The sequence below is a fragment of the Streptomyces sp. NPDC005496 genome (assembly GCF_042872045.1).
Lineage (GTDB): Bacteria > Actinomycetota > Actinomycetes > Streptomycetales > Streptomycetaceae > Streptomyces.
This window is the reverse complement of record NZ_JBIAJQ010000003.1, coordinates 774,753-791,645: the sequence shown is the minus strand read 5'-3', so window position 1 is coordinate 791,645 and position 16,893 is coordinate 774,753. Positions and strand designations below refer to the sequence as shown.

General features: G+C 72.5%; 12 protein-coding genes and 1 riboswitch. Of the genes, 5 read left to right on the top strand and 7 right to left on the bottom strand.

The genetic code is table 11. The features are described from left to right. The first annotated feature begins 56 nt into the window (after nucleotides 1–56). Both ACFYQQ_RS12170 and ACFYQQ_RS12165 read left to right on the top strand, forming a co-directional pair. Nucleotides 57–1,391, top strand: a complete 1,335-nt coding sequence (locus ACFYQQ_RS12170) for a PspC domain-containing protein (protein WP_355789559.1) — start codon at nucleotides 57–59, stop codon at nucleotides 1,389–1,391. Next, nucleotides 1,388–2,167, top strand: a complete 780-nt coding sequence (locus ACFYQQ_RS12165; protein WP_355789556.1) for a response regulator transcription factor — start codon at nucleotides 1,388–1,390, stop codon at nucleotides 2,165–2,167. Before ACFYQQ_RS12170 ends, ACFYQQ_RS12165 begins: the two co-directional genes overlap by 4 nt. A gap of 140 nt (nucleotides 2,168–2,307) precedes the next feature. Here the strand turns inward: ACFYQQ_RS12165 and ACFYQQ_RS12160 are convergent, their stop codons facing one another. Both ACFYQQ_RS12160 and ACFYQQ_RS12155 read right to left on the bottom strand, forming a co-directional pair. Then, on the bottom strand, nucleotides 2,308–2,937 hold the full coding sequence (locus ACFYQQ_RS12160) for a hypothetical protein (RefSeq protein ID WP_355793757.1): 630 nt from the start codon (nucleotides 2,935–2,937) through the stop codon (nucleotides 2,308–2,310). Nucleotides 2,938–3,085: 148 nt separating this feature from the next. Then, nucleotides 3,086–4,165: an NlpC/P60 family protein gene (locus ACFYQQ_RS12155; RefSeq protein ID WP_355793759.1), complete on the bottom strand. Its 1,080-nt coding sequence runs from the start codon at nucleotides 4,163–4,165 to the stop codon at nucleotides 3,086–3,088. A 544-nt stretch (nucleotides 4,166–4,709) separates the two neighbouring features. On the opposite strand from ACFYQQ_RS12155, the gene ACFYQQ_RS12150 reads away from it, so the two are divergent. Further along, on the top strand, nucleotides 4,710–5,063 hold the full coding sequence (locus ACFYQQ_RS12150) for a hypothetical protein (protein ID WP_355793761.1): 354 nt from the start codon (nucleotides 4,710–4,712) through the stop codon (nucleotides 5,061–5,063). A 187-nt stretch (nucleotides 5,064–5,250) separates the two neighbouring features. Here ACFYQQ_RS12150 and ACFYQQ_RS12145 read toward each other — a convergent pair whose 3' ends face one another. Continuing rightward, nucleotides 5,251–6,408: an NlpC/P60 family protein gene (locus tag ACFYQQ_RS12145; RefSeq protein ID WP_355784830.1), complete on the bottom strand. Its 1,158-nt coding sequence runs from the start codon at nucleotides 6,406–6,408 to the stop codon at nucleotides 5,251–5,253. A gap of 7 nt (nucleotides 6,409–6,415) precedes the next feature. Next, nucleotides 6,416–6,573: riboswitch (cyclic di-AMP (ydaO/yuaA leader) on the bottom strand. A gap of 488 nt (nucleotides 6,574–7,061) precedes the next feature. Between ACFYQQ_RS12145 and pcrA the strand changes: the two genes are divergently transcribed. Then, nucleotides 7,062–9,545 (top strand): DNA helicase PcrA, encoded by a 2,484-nt coding sequence (gene pcrA, locus ACFYQQ_RS12140; protein ID WP_355784833.1) that lies wholly within the window; start codon nucleotides 7,062–7,064, stop codon nucleotides 9,543–9,545. A 99-nt stretch (nucleotides 9,546–9,644) separates the two neighbouring features. Here pcrA and ACFYQQ_RS12135 read toward each other — a convergent pair whose 3' ends face one another. Both ACFYQQ_RS12135 and ACFYQQ_RS12130 read right to left on the bottom strand, forming a co-directional pair. Beyond that, nucleotides 9,645–11,240, bottom strand: a complete 1,596-nt coding sequence (locus tag ACFYQQ_RS12135; protein WP_356170073.1) for a M23 family metallopeptidase — start codon at nucleotides 11,238–11,240, stop codon at nucleotides 9,645–9,647. 176 nt (nucleotides 11,241–11,416) lie between these two features. Beyond that, nucleotides 11,417–12,295: an alpha/beta fold hydrolase gene (locus ACFYQQ_RS12130; protein ID WP_355784839.1), complete on the bottom strand. Its 879-nt coding sequence runs from the start codon at nucleotides 12,293–12,295 to the stop codon at nucleotides 11,417–11,419. Nucleotides 12,296–12,802: 507 nt separating this feature from the next. Between ACFYQQ_RS12130 and ACFYQQ_RS12125 the strand changes: the two genes are divergently transcribed. After that, complete coding sequence (locus ACFYQQ_RS12125; protein WP_355784842.1) at nucleotides 12,803–13,219, top strand: cobalamin B12-binding domain-containing protein; 417 nt, start codon at nucleotides 12,803–12,805, stop codon at nucleotides 13,217–13,219. Nucleotides 13,220–13,565: 346 nt separating this feature from the next. Here the strand turns inward: ACFYQQ_RS12125 and ACFYQQ_RS12120 are convergent, their stop codons facing one another. Both ACFYQQ_RS12120 and ACFYQQ_RS12115 read right to left on the bottom strand, forming a co-directional pair. Further along, nucleotides 13,566–15,197 (bottom strand): DUF5691 domain-containing protein, encoded by a 1,632-nt coding sequence (locus tag ACFYQQ_RS12120; protein WP_388904351.1) that lies wholly within the window; start codon nucleotides 15,195–15,197, stop codon nucleotides 13,566–13,568. Nucleotides 15,198–15,435: 238 nt separating this feature from the next. After that, nucleotides 15,436–16,788 (bottom strand): SWIM zinc finger family protein, encoded by a 1,353-nt coding sequence (locus ACFYQQ_RS12115; protein WP_355789232.1) that lies wholly within the window; start codon nucleotides 16,786–16,788, stop codon nucleotides 15,436–15,438. Nucleotides 16,789–16,893: the final 105 nt, after the last annotated feature.

Here is a 16,893-nt window from a genome sequence, read left to right as displayed (position 1 = left end):
GAAGCGTTCGGACGCCGGTCCTTCGAAGATCAGGGGAGTCTCGGGGGCCGACCCTGATGCCCCGGTCCGCCGGGCGTGTGAACATCGATGGCATGCCGGAAGCCGCAGCAGTGCCACTCGCCCCGCTCGAGGGTCCGCGGCCGCCGCGCAAGCTCTACCGCAGCAGCGACGGACGCTGGCTCGGTGGCGTGGCGCGGGGGCTCGCCGGGCATCTCGGGCTGCCTGTCGTGTGGCTGCGGCTGATGTTCGTCGGCCTGTTCATGGCGGACGGCCTGGGCGCGCTGCTGTACGCGGCGTTCTGGTTCTTCGTGCCGCTGGGAGTCGGCGGCGTCGACGCCGGGCGCCCCCCTGCGGTCACCACCGAGCCCGCGCCCGACGGCCGGCGCAGACTGGTCGCCCGCAAGCCGGACCGGGGCCAGATCGTCGCGCTGCTGCTCATGGTCGTCGTGGCCCTGGTCTTCGTCGGCAACGTGAATCTCGGCGGCGGTGCCAAGGCGTATCTCTGGCCGACCGTCCTCGTCGGCGCCGGTGTCGCCCTGGTCTGGCGCCAGGCGGACAACGCGCGCCGGGCCCGCTGGATGGAGGTCGGCCGCCGCAGACGCACGCTGACGCTGCTGCGCTCCGCCGCCGGTGTCCTGCTGGTCACCGCCGGCGTCTCCGGCATATTCGTGCTCCAGGGCTCCGCCGCCCACCTCGGCTCCGTCCTCCAGGCGGCGCTCGCCGTCCTGGTCGGCATAGCGCTCCTCGCGGGCCCCTATCTCGTCCGCATGACCCAGGACCTCTCCGAGGAGCGCCTGATGCGCATCCGCGCCCAGGAGCGGGCGGAAGTCGCCGCGCACGTCCACGACTCGGTGCTGCACACCCTGACCCTGATCCAGCGCAACGCGGAGAACGCGGGCGAGGTCCGCCGGCTCGCCCGCGCCCAGGAGCGCGACCTGCGCGCCTGGCTCTACAAACCGGAGGGCACCGGCAAGGACGAGGCGGAGGAACCGGACACCCTCGCCGAGGCGGTCCGGCGCAACGCCGCGGAGGTCGAGGACAAGCACGGCGTCCCCATCGAGGTCGTCGTCGTCGGGGACTGCCCGCTCGACGAGGGCCTCGCCGCACAGATGCAGGCCGCGCGGGAAGCGATGGTGAACGCCGCCAAGTACGGTGGCGACGGCGGCGCGGTACAGGTCTTCGCCGAAGTCGAGGGCAGGACGGTCTTCGTGTCCGTGCGGGACCGCGGCCCGGGCTTCGACCTCGACGCGATACCCGCCGACCGCATGGGCGTCAGAGAATCGATCATCGGCCGCATGGAGCGCAACGGCGGCACGGCGCGGCTGCGTGCGGTGCCGGACGGCGGCACGGAGGTCGAGCTGGAGATGGAGAGGGCGGAGAGTACGTCATGAGCGACGTGAACGGGCCGGACGAGGCCAAGGGGCCCGCGGGACCCGGAAGTTCTGCCGAGGCGGGCGCCACGGGGGCCGGCGAGCCCACGGAACCGGCCGGGCCGGCCGCGGGCGGGCGCCGGGCGCGGGTCGTGCTCGTCGACGACCACCGCATGTTCCGTACGGGGGTGCAGGCCGAGATCGGGGAGACCGAGCGGACCGGCGTGGAGGTGGTCGGCGAGGCCGCCGACGTCGACCAGGCGGTCACGGTCATCACGGCCACCCGGCCCGAGGTCGTCCTCCTCGACGTCCACCTGCCGGGCGGCGGAGGCGTCGAAGTGCTGCGCCGCTGCGCACCGTTGATGGCCGACCCGGAGCAGCCGGTGCGCTTCCTCGCGCTCTCGGTCTCGGACGCCGCGGAGGACGTGATCGGCGTGATCCGCGGCGGCGCCCGGGGCTACGTCACCAAGACGATCACCGGCACCGACCTGGTGGACTCCATCTTCCGGGTCCAGGACGGCGACGCGGTCTTCTCGCCCCGCCTGGCCGGGTTCGTCCTGGACGCCTTCGCCTCGACCGACGCCCCGCCGGTCGACGAGGACCTCGACCGCCTCACCCAGCGCGAGCGCGAGGTCCTGCGCCTCATCGCCCGCGGCTACGCGTACAAGGAGATCGCCAAGCAGCTGTTCATCTCCGTCAAGACGGTCGAGTCCCATGTCTCGGCGGTGCTGAGGAAGCTCCAGCTGTCGAACCGGCACGAGCTGACCCGCTGGGCGACGGCGCGCCGGCTGGTGTGAGCGACCGGGCCTCTCGCGCCCGTACCCGGTGGTCACGCGCCCGTACTCGGCGGGCCCGCACCCGGGGAAGGCGCGGGGCTGCGGCGGGCCGAGGGCGGTCGGGGCCCGCCGGTCGTCCGGGTCGGCGGGGGTGAGCGGTGTCAGCGGGGCGTCGCGGCCGGCGCCGGTCCCAGGACCCGTAGCACCCAGCGGTAGTGGCGTACGGCCTTCGCGATCCCGAGCAGGCCCGTCAGCCACAGGATCAGCCCGATGCCCATCCCCAGGACGACGTCGCTGTGCGCGTCGCGGCCCGGCTCGGCGCCTGAGACCGCCGCGAGCGACGCCCACAGCCCGATCGCGCACATGACGGTGGACGAGAGCAGCCAGAAGAGGCTGAGGCCGGGGGAGCGCAGGCGGGCGTCCGTCGGCGGGTGACTGTCCAACACCAGCCAGGCGTCGAGGAGTTGCTCGATCTGGCGGTCGCGGCGGACGGCCACGGCGACCGCGACGACGGGCGGGGCGAGCGAGGCGAGCCCGAGGATCGCGAAGATCGGCCCCAGCACCACGCGGGTCGGATCACCCTGCTCGAACTGCTGGAGCGGCAGCACCAGCAGCGCCCACCCGATGATCGCCACGAGCGACAACAGCCACAGCAGCAGCACCCGGTGCACCCCGAGGCTTCGCGCCCGCAACTCCTCCAGGGCCCGCCCCCGGTCGGCCAGCAGCGCCGACCGGTCCGGCCAGGTCCGCAGCTGCCAGGGCGGCGGAAGCGGCAGCAGGGAAGGGGACATCGGGACCTCTCGGACGGCGACGGGCGGCGATGCCGCTGGACCACGACGGACGGTGCGCGTCTGCGGTCGACGCTACCGCGCGAACGTGGCCATGCCATCAGCGCGTACCCGCGTCCGGCCGGAATCCTCCGCCTGCCGTACGGGGTCCTCACACCACCCGCGTAGCCCCCGCAAACGGCATCTCGTCGATCGGCGCCAGTCGTACCGGCGCCGACGGGTTGGGGGCGTGGATCATCCGGCCGCCTCCGACGTAGATGCCCACATGGCTGATTCCCGAGTAGAAGAAGACGAGGTCCCCCGGCTGGAGTTCGGCGCGCGAGACCCGCCGGCCGGCCCCGATCTGGGCGTACGTCGTGCGGGGCAGCGACACGCCCGCGGCGCGGTACGCGGCCTGGGTGAGGCCCGAGCAGTCGAAGGCGTTGGGGCCGGTGGCGCCCCACACGTAGGGGCTGCCGAGCTTCTGATAGGCGTACGCGACCGCCTCCGCCGCCCGGGAACCGGGCGCCTTGGCCGGGGTGGCACTCGTGCCGGTGCCGGACGGGAGGCCCGCCGTCTCCCGTGCGCCGGCCCGCGAGGCGTGCCCGGTGCCGCCGCCGTCCGCCGAGAGCCGCGCCCGCTGCTCGTCCGTGAGCCGGGACAGCAACCGGCGTGCCTCGCCCAGCTTCGTGTTGACCGTCTTCTTCTGCCGCTTGAGCTCGGCCTGCCGGGACTTGAGGGAGGTCAGCTCGACGCGGGCGGCGCCCCGCAGCTGCTCGATCTCGCGCAGCTGCTTGCGTACGCGCGCCACGGCCGCGGCCTGCCGGCTTCCCGCACGTTCGGCGAAGGCGGCCCCGTCCAGGTACCGGTCGGGGTCCTCGGACAGCGCGAGCTGCACGGCGGGGTCGAGGCCGCCGGTGCGGTACTGCGCCGTGGCGATCGAACCCAGCGCGTCCCGGGCCGAGTTGAGGCGGTCCGTCCTGCGGGCCGCCTCGTCGCGCAGCGTCCTGAGCCGCCGCTCCCCCTTGTCGGCCTTCTCCTTCGCCCCGTTGTACTTCTCGGTGGCGACCTCCGCCTCCTGGTACAGCTTGTCGACCTTGGCCTTGACCTGCGCCGGGGAGAGCTGCGGTTCGGCGTGTCCCGTCCCCTCGAAGGCGGTGGCCGTCGCCGCGCCCGCGAGGGCGAGGGTGGCGGCGGTGCGGGCCGTCTGACCGCCGAGTGAGCGTTGTCTGGGCTTGCGGTGCGATGCCACGAGGGCACACATCCTTTCGCGAAGACTCGTTCCGCACGGCCGCCCGGCGGGGCACGGCGACGCGTCCGGCGACGGCCCGCACAGGGGGAGCGGGGCGCCGCCGGACCTTTCGGCGGAAGCGACCGGTTGCCGCCCCTGGCCCGGGCGGCGGTGGAGAGCCGGTCACCTGGGGGAGGACGCTAAACCTGAGCGTGAGCGGCCGGTGACGCCATGTGCGGAAGTGGCGGGAGAGGTCCGCCGGGTGACCGGATGTGACCGCGCTCCCGGTCCGTGGGCGTCGGCTTGACGCTGAGTGCTGACCGAAGCGGGGATTTTCCGACGGGGCCCGAGACCCTGGTGCTATGAGCCCACTGGGCGGTCGTGAGAGATGTCGCGTGACCGCCGAGACGGAGGTGAACACTGCGGCGGGTGGGTCCCGTGGGGTGCGACCGACCGGGGGGCCGGACGGCTGCCGGAGCCGGAAGCGGGTCGCTGGAGACGGCTACCGGAGCCGGAGGGAGGGCTGGTGGAGGCGGCCGGCGGGGCCCCGATTAGGCTCCGGCGCATGGACGTACTCATCCATCTCTTCGTCGGCCTGCACATCATCGGCATCGCCGCGCTCCTCGGCGGCTTCCTCACCCAGATGAAGGCGATGGGCCAGGGCACGGCCCGCTTCGTCCCCGCGATGCTGCACGGCGCGCTCACCATGCTGGTCACCGGAGTCGTGCTGGTCGGTCTCAACCAAGCCGACGACAACTCGCTCGACAACGTCAAGCTCGGCGTGAAGCTGGCCCTGCTGATCGTGATCCTCGGGCTCGTCTACGTGAAGCGCGACGAGGAGAAGGTCGACAAGGGCGCCTTCGCCGCGGTCGGCCTGCTGACCGTCGCGAACATCTTCATCGCGGTGCTCTGGACCTGACGGCGCCCGCCCGGGGAACCCTGGGCGACCGGCCCGACCGGCCCGACCGGCCCGACCGCCCCGACCGGCCCGACGGCCGCGCCCGGCGTGACCCCATGGTCATCGGCAGGCCCGGCGGCCGTGTCCGGTGCGACCCGGGGGCCGTACCGGACACGAACGCGAGGGGGTGCCGGCGTGGTGGCGTCCCCTACGCGGGGCGCACCACGCTGTGGATCGACGAGGTGCCGTCGTAGTAGATCGACTCCTCGCGGACGTACGCGCCCGGCTTCGGGGCGTGGATCATCATGCCGTTGCCGATGTACAGGCCGACGTGGCTGATGTCGTCGTAGAAGAAGACCAGGTCACCGGGCTTGATGTCGGAGAGCGGGACCGTGGTGCCCGCGTCGACCTGGTCCCAGGTGGTGCGCGGCAGGGAGACGCCCGCGGCCTTCCAGGCGGCCTGGGTGAGACCGGAGCAGTCGTAGGAGTCCGGGCCGGTCGCGCCCCACACGTACGGCTTGCCGACCTGGGCCCGCGCGAAGGCGATGGCCTTGTCGGCCGTGGTGGCGTACGCCGGGTCCTCCGCCGTGCCGCCCGCGCCGGCGTCCGAGTCGCCCTGGTCCTGCTGGGCGGTCTCCTCGCGGCTCCGCTCCTCCTGCGCGGCCTGCTGCCTGGCCAGTTCCTCGGCCTTGCGGTCGGCCTCCTCGCGCTTCTTCTCCTCGATCGCCGCGAGCCGCGCCTTCTCCTCGGCGGTGAGCTTCGAGAGCAGTCCGCGGGCGTCGGCGAGCTTCCGCTGCACCTCGGCCTTGGTCGACTTGAGCGTCCGCTGCGAGGTGGTCAGCTTCTCCAGGCTCTCGGAGGCCTCCGCCCGCTTCTTCGCCGTCGCCGCCTGCTCGGTGACGTAGTCGTCCACCGCCACCTTCTGGCGGCTGGTCAGACGGCCCATGAGCTGGGTCTGGTCGAAGTAGTCCTGCGGGTCGTCCGCCAGCAGGAGGGTCGCGGTGTCGGGGGCTGCGGCCCCGGTGCGGTACTGGGCGGCGGCGTACGAACCCAGCTCCTCGCGCGCCGTGTTGAGCTTCTCGGTGCGCTTGGCCACGTCGTCCAGCAGGGTGTCGACGCGCTGGCGCTGCTTGGAGCTCTTCTCCTTGGCCGCGTTGTACTTCTGGGTGGCCGTCTCGGCCTGGTGGTAGAGGTCGTCCACCTTCTTCTGGACTTCCTCGAGACTCGGCCTGGGTTCGGCCGAGGGCGCGGCGTTCGCCGTCTGCGAGAGCAGGGCCACGGACGTGAGGGCCGCCGTGGCGAGGCCCGGGGCCCGGACACCCGCTACGCGCGTTCCCGCAGGACGCCATTTGCGATGCGACGCCAAGAGAGGCGACTCCTTCCACGATCCGCCTACCGAGTTAGCTGTCGGGTTCGGGCGGGTGGTTCGGAAGGGTTGCCCTACGGTCCGCGCCCGACAAGGCGGTCGGACCGATTCACCCCAAGGTCGGTGGGTCCCCGGCTCCGGTTGCCGCGTGGGCGCGCCGGACTCGGCGGAGGCCGCGCGGCCCGGCGTCGTTCGCCGGTTGGGTCGGGCGGCCTGACCGGCACGCTAGCCAACGCGTGTGGCTTCTGTGAAGGTTGATGTTCGATATGCCCGATACGTTTTCGTGACCTTTTTCGCGGGGACCGGGTCGCGCCGCCGTCGCGGATCGTTTTCCGACTGATTGTCCTGACATGTGCGCCTTCCTCGGCGGACGTGGTGTGCGTCTCGTCCGGCCGTCACCCCAGGTGACCGGGTGGTTCCGGACGGCGAGAGCGGCCGGGCGGCGGGGGCGGCACCGGACGGAGCGGCACGCTGCCCGACGGGGCGAAGCGGCGGCCCGGGTACGGGAAGACGGCGGGCCTGGCGAGTGGTGCGGGGGCGATGCGCCTACGAGGGGAGCGGGGCGGCGGTGACCGGCGGGCCGGTCCCGGAATGCGGCGGAGTTCCCGAGGTGGCCGCGGGGTGTCAGTGGGGCGGCCTAGACTCGGAAGGCGATGAGCAGCCTCTTTGACGACAGCTTCCTGGCGGACCTCAAGCCCTCCGGGGCCCACGAGGAAGAGCCCCCGCCGCCGCCCGAGGACGGGACGCCGGAGCACCTCCCGGACGACCTGTTCGGCGGCCGCTTCGACGCGCCCCCGAGCAGGGACGCGTACTACCGCGACGGCGCCGCGCGCCCCGCGGTGGACCCGGCGGCGCTGCTGGACGGGCTGAACGAGAACCAGCGGGCGGCCGTGGTGCACGCCGGTTCCCCGCTGCTCATCGTGGCAGGCGCCGGATCGGGCAAGACCCGCGTGCTCACGCACCGCATCGCGTACCTGCTGGGCGAGCGCCATGTGCACCCCGGCCAGATCCTCGCGATCACCTTCACGAACAAGGCCGCGGGCGAGATGAAGGAGCGCGTCGAGCAGCTCGTCGGCCCGCGGGCCAACGCGATGTGGGTGATGACCTTCCACAGCGCCTGCGTCCGCATCCTGCGCCGCGAGTCGAAGAGGCTCGGCTTCACCTCCTCCTTCTCGATCTACGACGCCGCCGACTCCAAGCGCCTCATGGCCCTGGTCTGCCGCGACCTGGACCTCGACCCGAAGCGCTTCCCGCCGAAGTCCTTCAGCGCCAAGATCAGCAACCTGAAGAACGAGCTGATCGACGAGGAGGACTTCGCCGCCCAGGCCGCCGACGGCTTCGAGAAGACCCTCGCCCAGGCCTACGCCATGTACCAGTCGCGGCTGCGCGAGGCCAACGCCCTCGACTTCGACGACCTGATCATGACGACGGTCAATCTGCTCCGCGCCTTCCCCGACGTCGCCGAGCACTACCACCGCCGCTTCCGGCACGTGCTGGTCGACGAGTACCAGGACACGAACCACGCCCAGTACGCCCTCGTCCGCGAGCTCGTCGGCACCGCCGAGCACCCCGTGGACGTGCCGCCCGCCGAGGGCGACCTCGGGCCCGCCGAGCTGTGCGTCGTCGGTGACGCCGACCAGTCGATCTACGCCTTCCGCGGCGCGACGATCCGCAACATCCTCCAGTTCGAGGAGGACTACCCGGACGCGACGACGATCCTCCTGGAGCAGAACTACCGCTCCACGCAGACGATCCTGAGCGCCGCCAACGCCGTCATCGAGCGCAACGAGAGCCGCCGCCCGAAGAACCTGTGGACCAACGCCGGCGCCGGCGCACGCATCACCGGCTACGTCGCCGACACGGAGCACGACGAGGCACAGTTCGTCGCCGACGAGATAGACCGCCTCACCGACGCGGGCGACGCCAAGGCGGGAGACGTCGCCGTCTTCTACCGTACGAACGCCCAGTCCCGTGTCTTCGAAGAGGTCTTCATCCGCGTCGGCCTGCCGTACAAGGTCGTCGGCGGCGTCCGGTTCTACGAGCGCAAGGAGGTCCGGGACGTCCTCGCGTATCTGCGCGTGCTGTCGAACCCGGAGGACTCCGTCCCGCTGCGCCGCATCATGAACGTGCCCAAGCGCGGCATCGGCGACCGGGCGGAAGCCATGATCGACGCCCTCGCCCAGCGGGAGAAGATCAGCTTCCCGCAGGCGCTGCGCCGCGTCGACGAGGCGTACGGCATGGCGGCCCGCTCGACGAACGCAGTCAAGCGGTTCAACACGCTGATGGAGGACCTGCGGACGGTCGTCGAGTCCGGCGCCGGTCCGGCCACCGTCCTGGAGGCCGTCCTCGAACGCACCGGCTACCTGGCCGAGTTGCAGGCCTCGACCGACCCGCAGGACGAGACCCGCATCGAGAACCTCCAGGAACTCGCCGCCGTCGCCCTGGAGTTCGAGCAGGAGGCCGGTGAGGGCGAGGCCGCGGGCAGCCTCTCCGAGTTCCTGGAGCGGGTCGCGCTCGTCGCCGACTCCGACCAGATCCCCGACGAGGAGGACGGCAACGGCGTCATCACCCTGATGACCCTGCACACCGCCAAGGGCCTCGAATTCCCGGTCGTCTTCCTCACGGGCATGGAGGACGGCGTCTTCCCGCACATGCGCGCACTCGGCCAGACCAAGGAGCTGGAGGAGGAGCGGCGCCTGGCGTACGTCGGCATCACCCGCGCGCGGGAGCGGCTTTATCTGACGCGGTCCTCCATGCGCAGCGCCTGGGGCCAGCCGTCGTACAACCCGCCGTCGCGCTTCCTGGAGGAGATCCCGGACGCGCATCTGGAGTGGAAGCGCACGGGTTCCATGGGACCGGTGTCCTCGGGGCCGGTCTCGGGGGTGGCGGCGTCGCTCTCCTCGTCGCGCTCGCGGTCCGCGGCCTCGGGCGCGTCCGGCTTCGCGACGCGCCGCGGTGTCGCCGAGAAGCCGGTGGTCTCGCTGGCCGTCGGTGACCGGGTCACGCACGACCAGTTCGGCCTCGGCACGGTCGTCGGCGTGAAGGGCACGGGCGCCAACGCGGAGGCGACGGTCGACTTCGGCGAACCGAAGCCGAAGCGGCTGCTGCTGCGGTACGCGCCGGTCGAGAAGCTCTGACGCGAGGCTGAACGGGACACGGCTCGCCCGCGGTTGACGGGCGGGCCGGACAACGACCGCGATTCAGAGACGAGTTGCCGTCCCGGGCGGAGTGGGCGATCAGGTCGGGTCGATGCCGTGGCTGCGGAGCCACGGCAGCGGGTCGATCGCCGAGCCGCCCGCCGGACGGACCTCGAAGTGCAGGTGCGGGCCGGTCGAGTTGCCGGAGTTCCCGGAGAACGCGATCGGGTCGCCGGCCTTCACGGTGGTCCCCGAGGCGACCTTGTACGTCGAGAGGTGGCAGTACCACGTCTCCGTACCGTCCTTGGCGGTCACGATCGCCATGTTGCCGTAGGCGCTGTTCCACTGCGTGCGCACGGTGCCGTCGGTCGCGGCCATCACCGTCGTCCCGTAGGAGACGGGGAAGTCGATGCCGGTGTGCACGGACATCCAGTTGATGCCGGACTGCCCGTAATAGGCGCTGAGGCCCTTCTGCGCGACCGGCAGGGCGAACTTGGGGCGCAGCCGCTCCTTGCGGGCCGCCTCCTCCGCCGCCTTCTTCTTCTCCGCCTCCTGCTCGGCCTTCAGGTCGATGCGTTCCTGCGTCCGGCTGGCGCGGTCGGCGAAGTCGTCGGCGTCCGCGGAGAGGTTGGCGAGCTGGGTGTCCAGCTTGTTGTTGGCGGCGGACGGCTTCACGGATGCCTTCTCCGGCGCCGCGGCCGTCGTCTCCGTGCCGTTGTCGTCCGCGCTCACGCTCACGACGGAGGCGGCGGCGATGCCCGCGACCCCCATCACGCACGCCGAGGGAACGGCCACCGTCAGCAGGGCGGAACGTTTGGCCGGGGCTCGGCGCCGGGATCGGCTTCCGGTGCGCGAAGCCGATCGCGCACCCGGGACGACCGCGGCCGGCGCGGCGACGAGTTCCTCGACACCGTCGAGCAGCAACGACCCCGTAGCCGGGCCGTCCTCGTCGTCGGCCGTGTCGAACTCGGCCTGTCCGTGCTCGGGTTGGTCGAAGGAAACCTGCTCGAACGTGGCCGTCGGCAGCTGGTCGAAGGGCTGGGCCGCCGGCTGTTCGTACGTCTCGGACGGCGAAGCGGCCTGGTCGTACGCCTCGTACGTGTCCTGGCCGCCGTCGGAGTTCCACTGCGTGGCGTCGTACGCACCCGTGTCGAGCACCTGCGTGCCCCACTGCTGCGTCTGGTCGCCCTGGTCCAGCGGGTTGACGTGCTCGGCCTGGTTCCAGGCGGTCGCGTCCCACTGTCCGGTGCCGTCGTGGCCCTGCGACTGCGGCGGGATACCGGCGAGTTGCTGGTAGTCGGTGCCCCAGGCGTTCGTCTCGTAACCGCCGGTGTCGTACGCGGCCTGGTGCTGCCCGGCGTACGGGTCGTAAGTCGTCCCGTGGTCGCCGGCCCCGGGCATGTGGTGGCTTCCCGTGCTCATGGAGGGGTCGCCGGACCACTGCGTGGCGTCGTAAGAACCGGTGGACGCGCTCGCGTCGGCACCCGGCATGTCACCGAAGAGGGGGTCGGTCGCGAAACTCGCGGCCTCGTAACTGCCGCCGCCTGATTGAAATCCGGTGGCGGGGTACCCGTCGTGCGTGGTGAAGTCGCCGTACGGGGCTCCTTGCAGGCCGTACGGCGCGTAGTGCGCCTCAGCGGCATCGGGAGCCGAAGCCGGGGGGTTAACGGTCCCCGACGGGTGACGGTCGTTCACCAACTTCTCTTTCGCCTCGACAACAGGGGCTGGCAGAGCAGTGCGGCGACTGTACCCGGCGGTACGCGGGCGCGACAATCTTCGGCAGGTTTCGTGCTGGCTGGAAACGGGCATTCGGCCGTGTTTCGGGGGACGGCGGGCACGACCTTGGCCTGGCGTTCGATGAATGTTCGATATTAAGCCACGGTCAGACCGCCACTTCGGGCGGCTTCAGGCGCTCCGATCTCCTCGGTCCCTTCCGTCTCTTCGGCGTCGAGCGCCTGGCGTATCCCGGTCGCGACCGCGGGATGGACGGGCAGGGCGAGATGGCCGATGCCGCTCACCTGCACGTTCTGTGCGAGCAGGTCCGGGTGGTCGACGCGGGCGCTCTCCAGCGGGTCCATCAGCTGGTCGAGATCGCTCCAGAAACTCACGAAGCGCGTCCGGCAACCCGGCGCCGGCATGCGCAACTCGTCGATCACCGGCGAGTCGGGGCGCATCTGGCGCACGATCGGGTGGGCGTTCATCAGCGGGACGACCCGCGTACCCGTGTGCGGGGTGCCCAGCGTGACGAGCGTACGGATGCGGCTGTCCCCGCCGAGCCGCTGCGCGTAGTAGCGGGCGATGAGCCCGCCGAGGCTGTGCCCCACGACGTCCACCCGTGCGTGGCCCGTGCGCTCGCAGATCTCCTCGATGTGCCGCCCGAGCAGCTCCGCCGCGGTGCGGATGTCACAGGTGAGCGGGGAGTAGTTGAGCGACTCCACGCGCTGCCTGCCGTGCTGCGCGAGGCTGCGGCGCAGCAGTACGAAGACCGACCGGTTGTCGATGAAGCCGTGCAGCAGCACGACCGGGGGCCGGGCGTCGGTCGGCAGCGCGGTGGCGTCCGGTGACGGAAGGGGTGGGGCGGCCCGGCGCTCCTGGGCGATCCCGGACGGATAGAGCAGCAGATGCCCCGCGAGGATCGTGATCTCCAGGGCGGTCGCCTTCAGGAGGGCCGTCGAGAGTCCGGCCAGGCTGCCGGGGAACAGGCGCTGGCAGAGGGGAAGAAAGGGCCGCACTGCCCGGGTGACCTTCATGGCCGACCTCCTGTCGGCACGCCGGAGGACGCCTCTGTCCCCCGTGTGCCCTCATGGAAAGCCGCGGTGCGATGAGTGAAGGTGGTGGCTGAGGTCCCCGCCGCCACGGCGCCCGGCTCGGAGCGCGGTGGTGCGGCCGTACTGAAGCGGCTCTCCTTTGCGTACGCCCCGCTGCGGTGAGTACCGCAGGTCCGCGAGGCCCGTGCGGCGCGTGTGCCGCAGGGAATCGGAGACGTGCGCGGCGAACGTGTCCCACCGTGTGATTTCCCCCTCGCTCTCCACCGTGAAACTGCCGGGTGCGGGATGCTGGCGATAACGTTCGTTCACTTCCCCGGTCCGCGCGGCGCGGGGGCCGGGCCGCAGGGTGCATCCCGTGTGGTGAGCGGCGGTGTGTGCGATATCCGCCCGTATCTACTGGTACGGGTTGTGCGGTGCGGTTTTTCCGCGCAGGTTGTTCGATACAGGTTGTCCGGTAACAGGTTGTGTAGTCGGTTCATGGAGGCAGTGATGGGTGTGGCAGCCGGTCCGATCCGCGTGGTGGTGGCCAAGCCGGGGCTCGACGGCCACGATCGCGGGGCCAAGGTGATCGCGCGGGCGCTGCGCGACGCCGGTATGGAGGTCATCTACACGGGCCTGCACCAGACCCCCGAGCAGATCGTGGACACCGCGATCCAGGAGGACGCCGACGCGATCGGCCTCTCCATCCTTTCCGGGGCCCACAACACGCTCTTCGCGGCCGTGATCGCCCTCCTCAAGGAGCGCGAGGCCGAGGACATCAAGGTCTTCGGCGGTGGCATCATCCCCGAGGCGGACATCGCGCCCCTCAAGGAGAAGGGCGTGGCCGAGATCTTCACGCCGGGCGCGACGACGGCGTCGATCGTGGACTGGGTGCGCGCGAACGTACGCCAGCCGGCGGGCGCGTAACGGTCACCGGCGGGGGCCAGGTCTGACGGGCCCCGGCCGGCCGGGCCGGAGGGCTGAGCCGGTCCGTGAAGTCCGGCAGAGTCCAGCAATGGCGGCTCCGGTGGGCTGCGCGGTGCGGGCTCTCCGGCGGCCGAGCTCTGGCGGGGCGGCCCTGCGGGGCTGTGCCTGACGGCGCCCTCTGCCGGTCGGCGGGGTGTTCCTTCGCCGGGGCGCTACGGGTCGTGACGTCCTGGGGCGGTGCCTTCTTGATGCCGTAGGACCTCCGTGGTGCGCGGCTCGGACTGCGGCGGGGGTGCGGAAAGGCACTTTCGTAGGCGTACGGGTCCGGGCGTGGGCGGCGTGCCGGTCACGAGGTCGGTCCGGCGGGGGCCGTGAGCTCCGCGGACATCGTGGCCCGCAGGCGCAGGGTGGTCGTCAGGCGCTGGAACGCCTCGGCCCAGTAGCCGCCGGCTCCGGGGGAGGCGTCCTCCGGTTCGTCCGGGACGGCGGTGAGGCCCTCCAGGCGTCCGGCCTCCGCCGGATCCAGGCACCGCTCGGCAAGGCCCATCACCCCGCTGAAGCTCCACGGGTAGCTCCCCGCGTCCCGCGCGATGTTCAGGGCGTCCACGACGGCCCGGCCGAGTGGCCCGCTCCACGGCACCGCGCACACACCGAGCAGCTGGAACGCCTCGGACAGTCCGTGGGTGGCGATGAACCGGGCCACCCAGTCCGCCCGCTCGGCGGCACCCAGCGTCGCGAGCAGCTTCGCCCGCTCCGCCAGCGACACGGCGCCCGGTCCGCCCGCCTCCGGAGCCGACGGCGCACCGAGCAGCGCCCGGGACCAGTCGGGGTCTCGCTGCCGCACCGCCGCCCGGCACCAGGCGGCATGCAGCTCCGGTCGCCAGTCGTCCGCCACCGGCAGGGCCACGATCTCCTCCGGCGTACGTCCCCCGAGCCGCCGGGACCACGTCCCCAGCGGGGCCGACTCCACCAACTGGCCGAGCCACCATGACCGTTCGCCCCGTCCCGCCGGGGGCTTGGGCACCACCCCGTCGCGCTCCATGTCCGCGTCGCACTGGTGCGGTGCCTCGACCACGATCGCCGGCACGCTCCGCGTGCGGTCCACCGCGACGCACGAACCGGCACGGTCCGCCATCCGGGAGGCGAGCGCGGAGGCGGGCAGCGCGGACAGCAACTCCGCCGCGGTGGCGCGCACGTTGCGGCTCCGGTCGGCCAGCGCCCGCTCCAGGAACGGCTCGTCCGACGCGTCCAGGCCCGTCCGCAGCGAGTCGAGGAACATCAGACGGTCCTCCGCGCGCTCCGTCGCCCACGTCGTCGACAGCAACTCGCGCGCGGCCGGCGGGTCCTGCGCCCGGATCGCCGAGAGCAGCGCCACGCGTTCGGCGAAGAGTCCCTCCTCCCACAACTCCCGTATCCGCTCCGGTTCCCCGGGGCCCGGCAGTGACGCGCCTCCGCCGGGCGCGGCACGCAACGCGAACCGCCAGTCCGGGTTCAGCCGCGCCAGCCACAGCGCACGCGGACCCGCGAAGGCCAGGGCGGCGGGCCTGAGGTCCGTGCGGCCCCGGGCGGCGTCCAGCAGCGCGGGCAGCGCCTGCGGGGGCGGGGCGAAACCGCGCGCGTTCGCCAGGGCCAGCCACTGGGGCAGCAGCTCCATCAGGTCCGGCGCCGCCCCTCTGCGGCCCCCGTGACCCGACCCCGGCCGGTCGGCCAGCAGCATCGCGAGGCGTCGTGCCGCGGCGGGCGGCAGCGGACGGCGAGGATCGCCCGCCGCCCGGTCCAGCCGCTCGGCGGCACGCGCGGGTCGCAGCCCTGCCCGGCGCCGTACGGTCTCCACGGCCGCCGCGTCGAGGAGGGCCGCCGGAGCCTCCCGTCCCGGCGTCCACCCCGGTGGCGTACGCCGGTCGGTCCCGAGCAGTGCCGAGGTGACCAGTTCCTCCCAGGCGTCACCGGCGGGCGCGTCTGCGGGCGTCCTGTTCATGAGCGTCCTTCCGGTGACGAGTCGGTCGTGAACTGGGCTGCATTACGGGGGTCGGTGGTACGCGGATCGGTCGTGAACGGGTCCTCTTTACGGAGGGTGGGCGTGCGTGGAGCGGTGGCGAGGTGGTCGTCTGGGCGCGGGGTGGCCCGACGAAGGCGCGTACGCAGGGTGGCCGTACGCGGGTCGGTGTCGACGTGGCCATCCGTACACGGGGCGGTCCGACGAGGGCTCGGGTGGGTCAGCACAGGGGCACCGCCTCTCCGGGGCCCTCGGGCCAGGCCGTCAGAGGGGTGAAGCCGCGGTGGCCGAACTCGCCGAAGACCGTGACCGGAGCGCCGCCGGACAGCGAGACCAACCGCCACAGCCCCGCTCGGGCCACGGCGGACGGCGTCAGGGGCAGCGCCAGGTCGCCGTCCACGTCCGCCAGTTGCCACGAGTCGCCGGCCGGGGTCGGCACGACCCGGTCCAGCGTCACCGGACAGGAGTCCAGCCAGGGGTCGGACCGCAGCGCCTCGCCGTAACGGGCGGTGGCCTCGGTCGTCGTGACACCCGGCGGACGTATCCGTGTGGGGACCGGGGGCGTGAACTGCTCAGCCAGCGCCACCCGCCCGCTGCCGCCCCCGGAGTACGCCGACAACTCCGCCTCGAAGGCCAGCCCGACCGGCAGCGCCAGTTCCGGTGCGCGTCCGGCCGCCCCGTAGGAGAGGAGCAGGGCGGTGCGGCCCGACCCGGTGCCGTACAGCCAGATCCGCCGCGTCGTCAGCGCCCCCTCCGACGTGTCGTACTGGGCGAGGACCAGCCAGTGGTCCCGCTCCGGCGGACCGTCGGCGGAGGCCGGCAGCCCCACCCGGGAGCGGACCGTCGCCGCCAGCTCGTCCGGCAGCCCCTCGCGGCACAGCCAGCCACGGTCGAGGAGGTGGAGCAGCGCGCACTCCTCCAGCAACCGCACCGGCCAGCCTGGACCCGACGCCGGGATCGCCCCCAACTCCCGCACCCGCGAGGCGAGACCGGGCGCCTGCGCGTCGACCATGCGCGCCGCCGTCTCCTCCCACATCCCGTAACCCGCCTGCTCGGCCTGGGCGAGACCGCCGCGCAGCAGATCCGTCAGACGCTGCTCCAGCTCCGTCGCCCCCGCCGTGATCCGCTCGGCCCGTCGCTCCGCGCGGCGCCGGGCCGCCTCCGGATCGCCGGTGCCCGGGGAACCTGCCGTCCCCTCAGCTCGTTTCTCCTCCGCGCGCTTTCGCCTCCCCTCAAGCCACTGCCGGGCCCACTCCGGCGCCGGCCCCCGCGGCACCGTGCCGTCCTGGCCCGCCCAGAGCAGCAGCAGGCCGAGCGCGTGCTTGCACGGGAACTTCCGGCTCGGGCAACTGCACTTGTACGCCGGCCCGGCGGAGTCCGCCACGTCTATGACCGTCTGATACGGCTTGCTGCCGCTGCCCTTGCACAGCCCCCACACCGCCCCCTCGCCCGAATCGCCCGCCTCCGACCACGGTCCGGCCGACCCGAGCCTGCTCCCCGCTTTGCGTGACGCGGCGTCAGGCGCCAGTGCCAGCACCTGATCCGCAGTCCAGCGCACCCCCTGCTGAGTCATGACACCGAAGGTAGATCCCGCCACTGACAATCGGCCCTCGCGACGACGTTTGCGCAGGTCAGAGTGCATTGTCAGTGGCGTGGTGCACGGTTGACCCAGATCGAA

What these genes read in the sequence shown, in the direction of transcription:
- ACFYQQ_RS12170 (WP_355789559.1), top strand. Translation starts at nt 57, where the DNA reads ATGCCCCGGTCCGCCGGGCGTGTGAACATCGATGGCATGCCGGAAGCC.
- ACFYQQ_RS12165 (WP_355789556.1), top strand. Translation starts at nt 1,388, where the DNA reads ATGAGCGACGTGAACGGGCCGGACGAGGCCAAGGGGCCCGCGGGACCC.
- ACFYQQ_RS12160 (WP_355793757.1), bottom strand. Translation starts at nt 2,937, where the DNA reads ATGTCCCCTTCCCTGCTGCCGCTTCCGCCGCCCTGGCAGCTGCGGACC.
- ACFYQQ_RS12150 (WP_355793761.1), top strand. Translation starts at nt 4,710, where the DNA reads ATGGACGTACTCATCCATCTCTTCGTCGGCCTGCACATCATCGGCATC.
- pcrA (WP_355784833.1), top strand. Translation starts at nt 7,062, where the DNA reads ATGAGCAGCCTCTTTGACGACAGCTTCCTGGCGGACCTCAAGCCCTCC.
- ACFYQQ_RS12130 (WP_355784839.1), bottom strand. Translation starts at nt 12,295, where the DNA reads ATGAAGGTCACCCGGGCAGTGCGGCCCTTTCTTCCCCTCTGCCAGCGC.
- ACFYQQ_RS12125 (WP_355784842.1), top strand. Translation starts at nt 12,803, where the DNA reads ATGGGTGTGGCAGCCGGTCCGATCCGCGTGGTGGTGGCCAAGCCGGGG.
- ACFYQQ_RS12120 (WP_388904351.1), bottom strand. Translation starts at nt 15,197, where the DNA reads ATGAACAGGACGCCCGCAGACGCGCCCGCCGGTGACGCCTGGGAGGAA.
- ACFYQQ_RS12115 (WP_355789232.1), bottom strand. Translation starts at nt 16,788, where the DNA reads ATGACTCAGCAGGGGGTGCGCTGGACTGCGGATCAGGTGCTGGCACTG.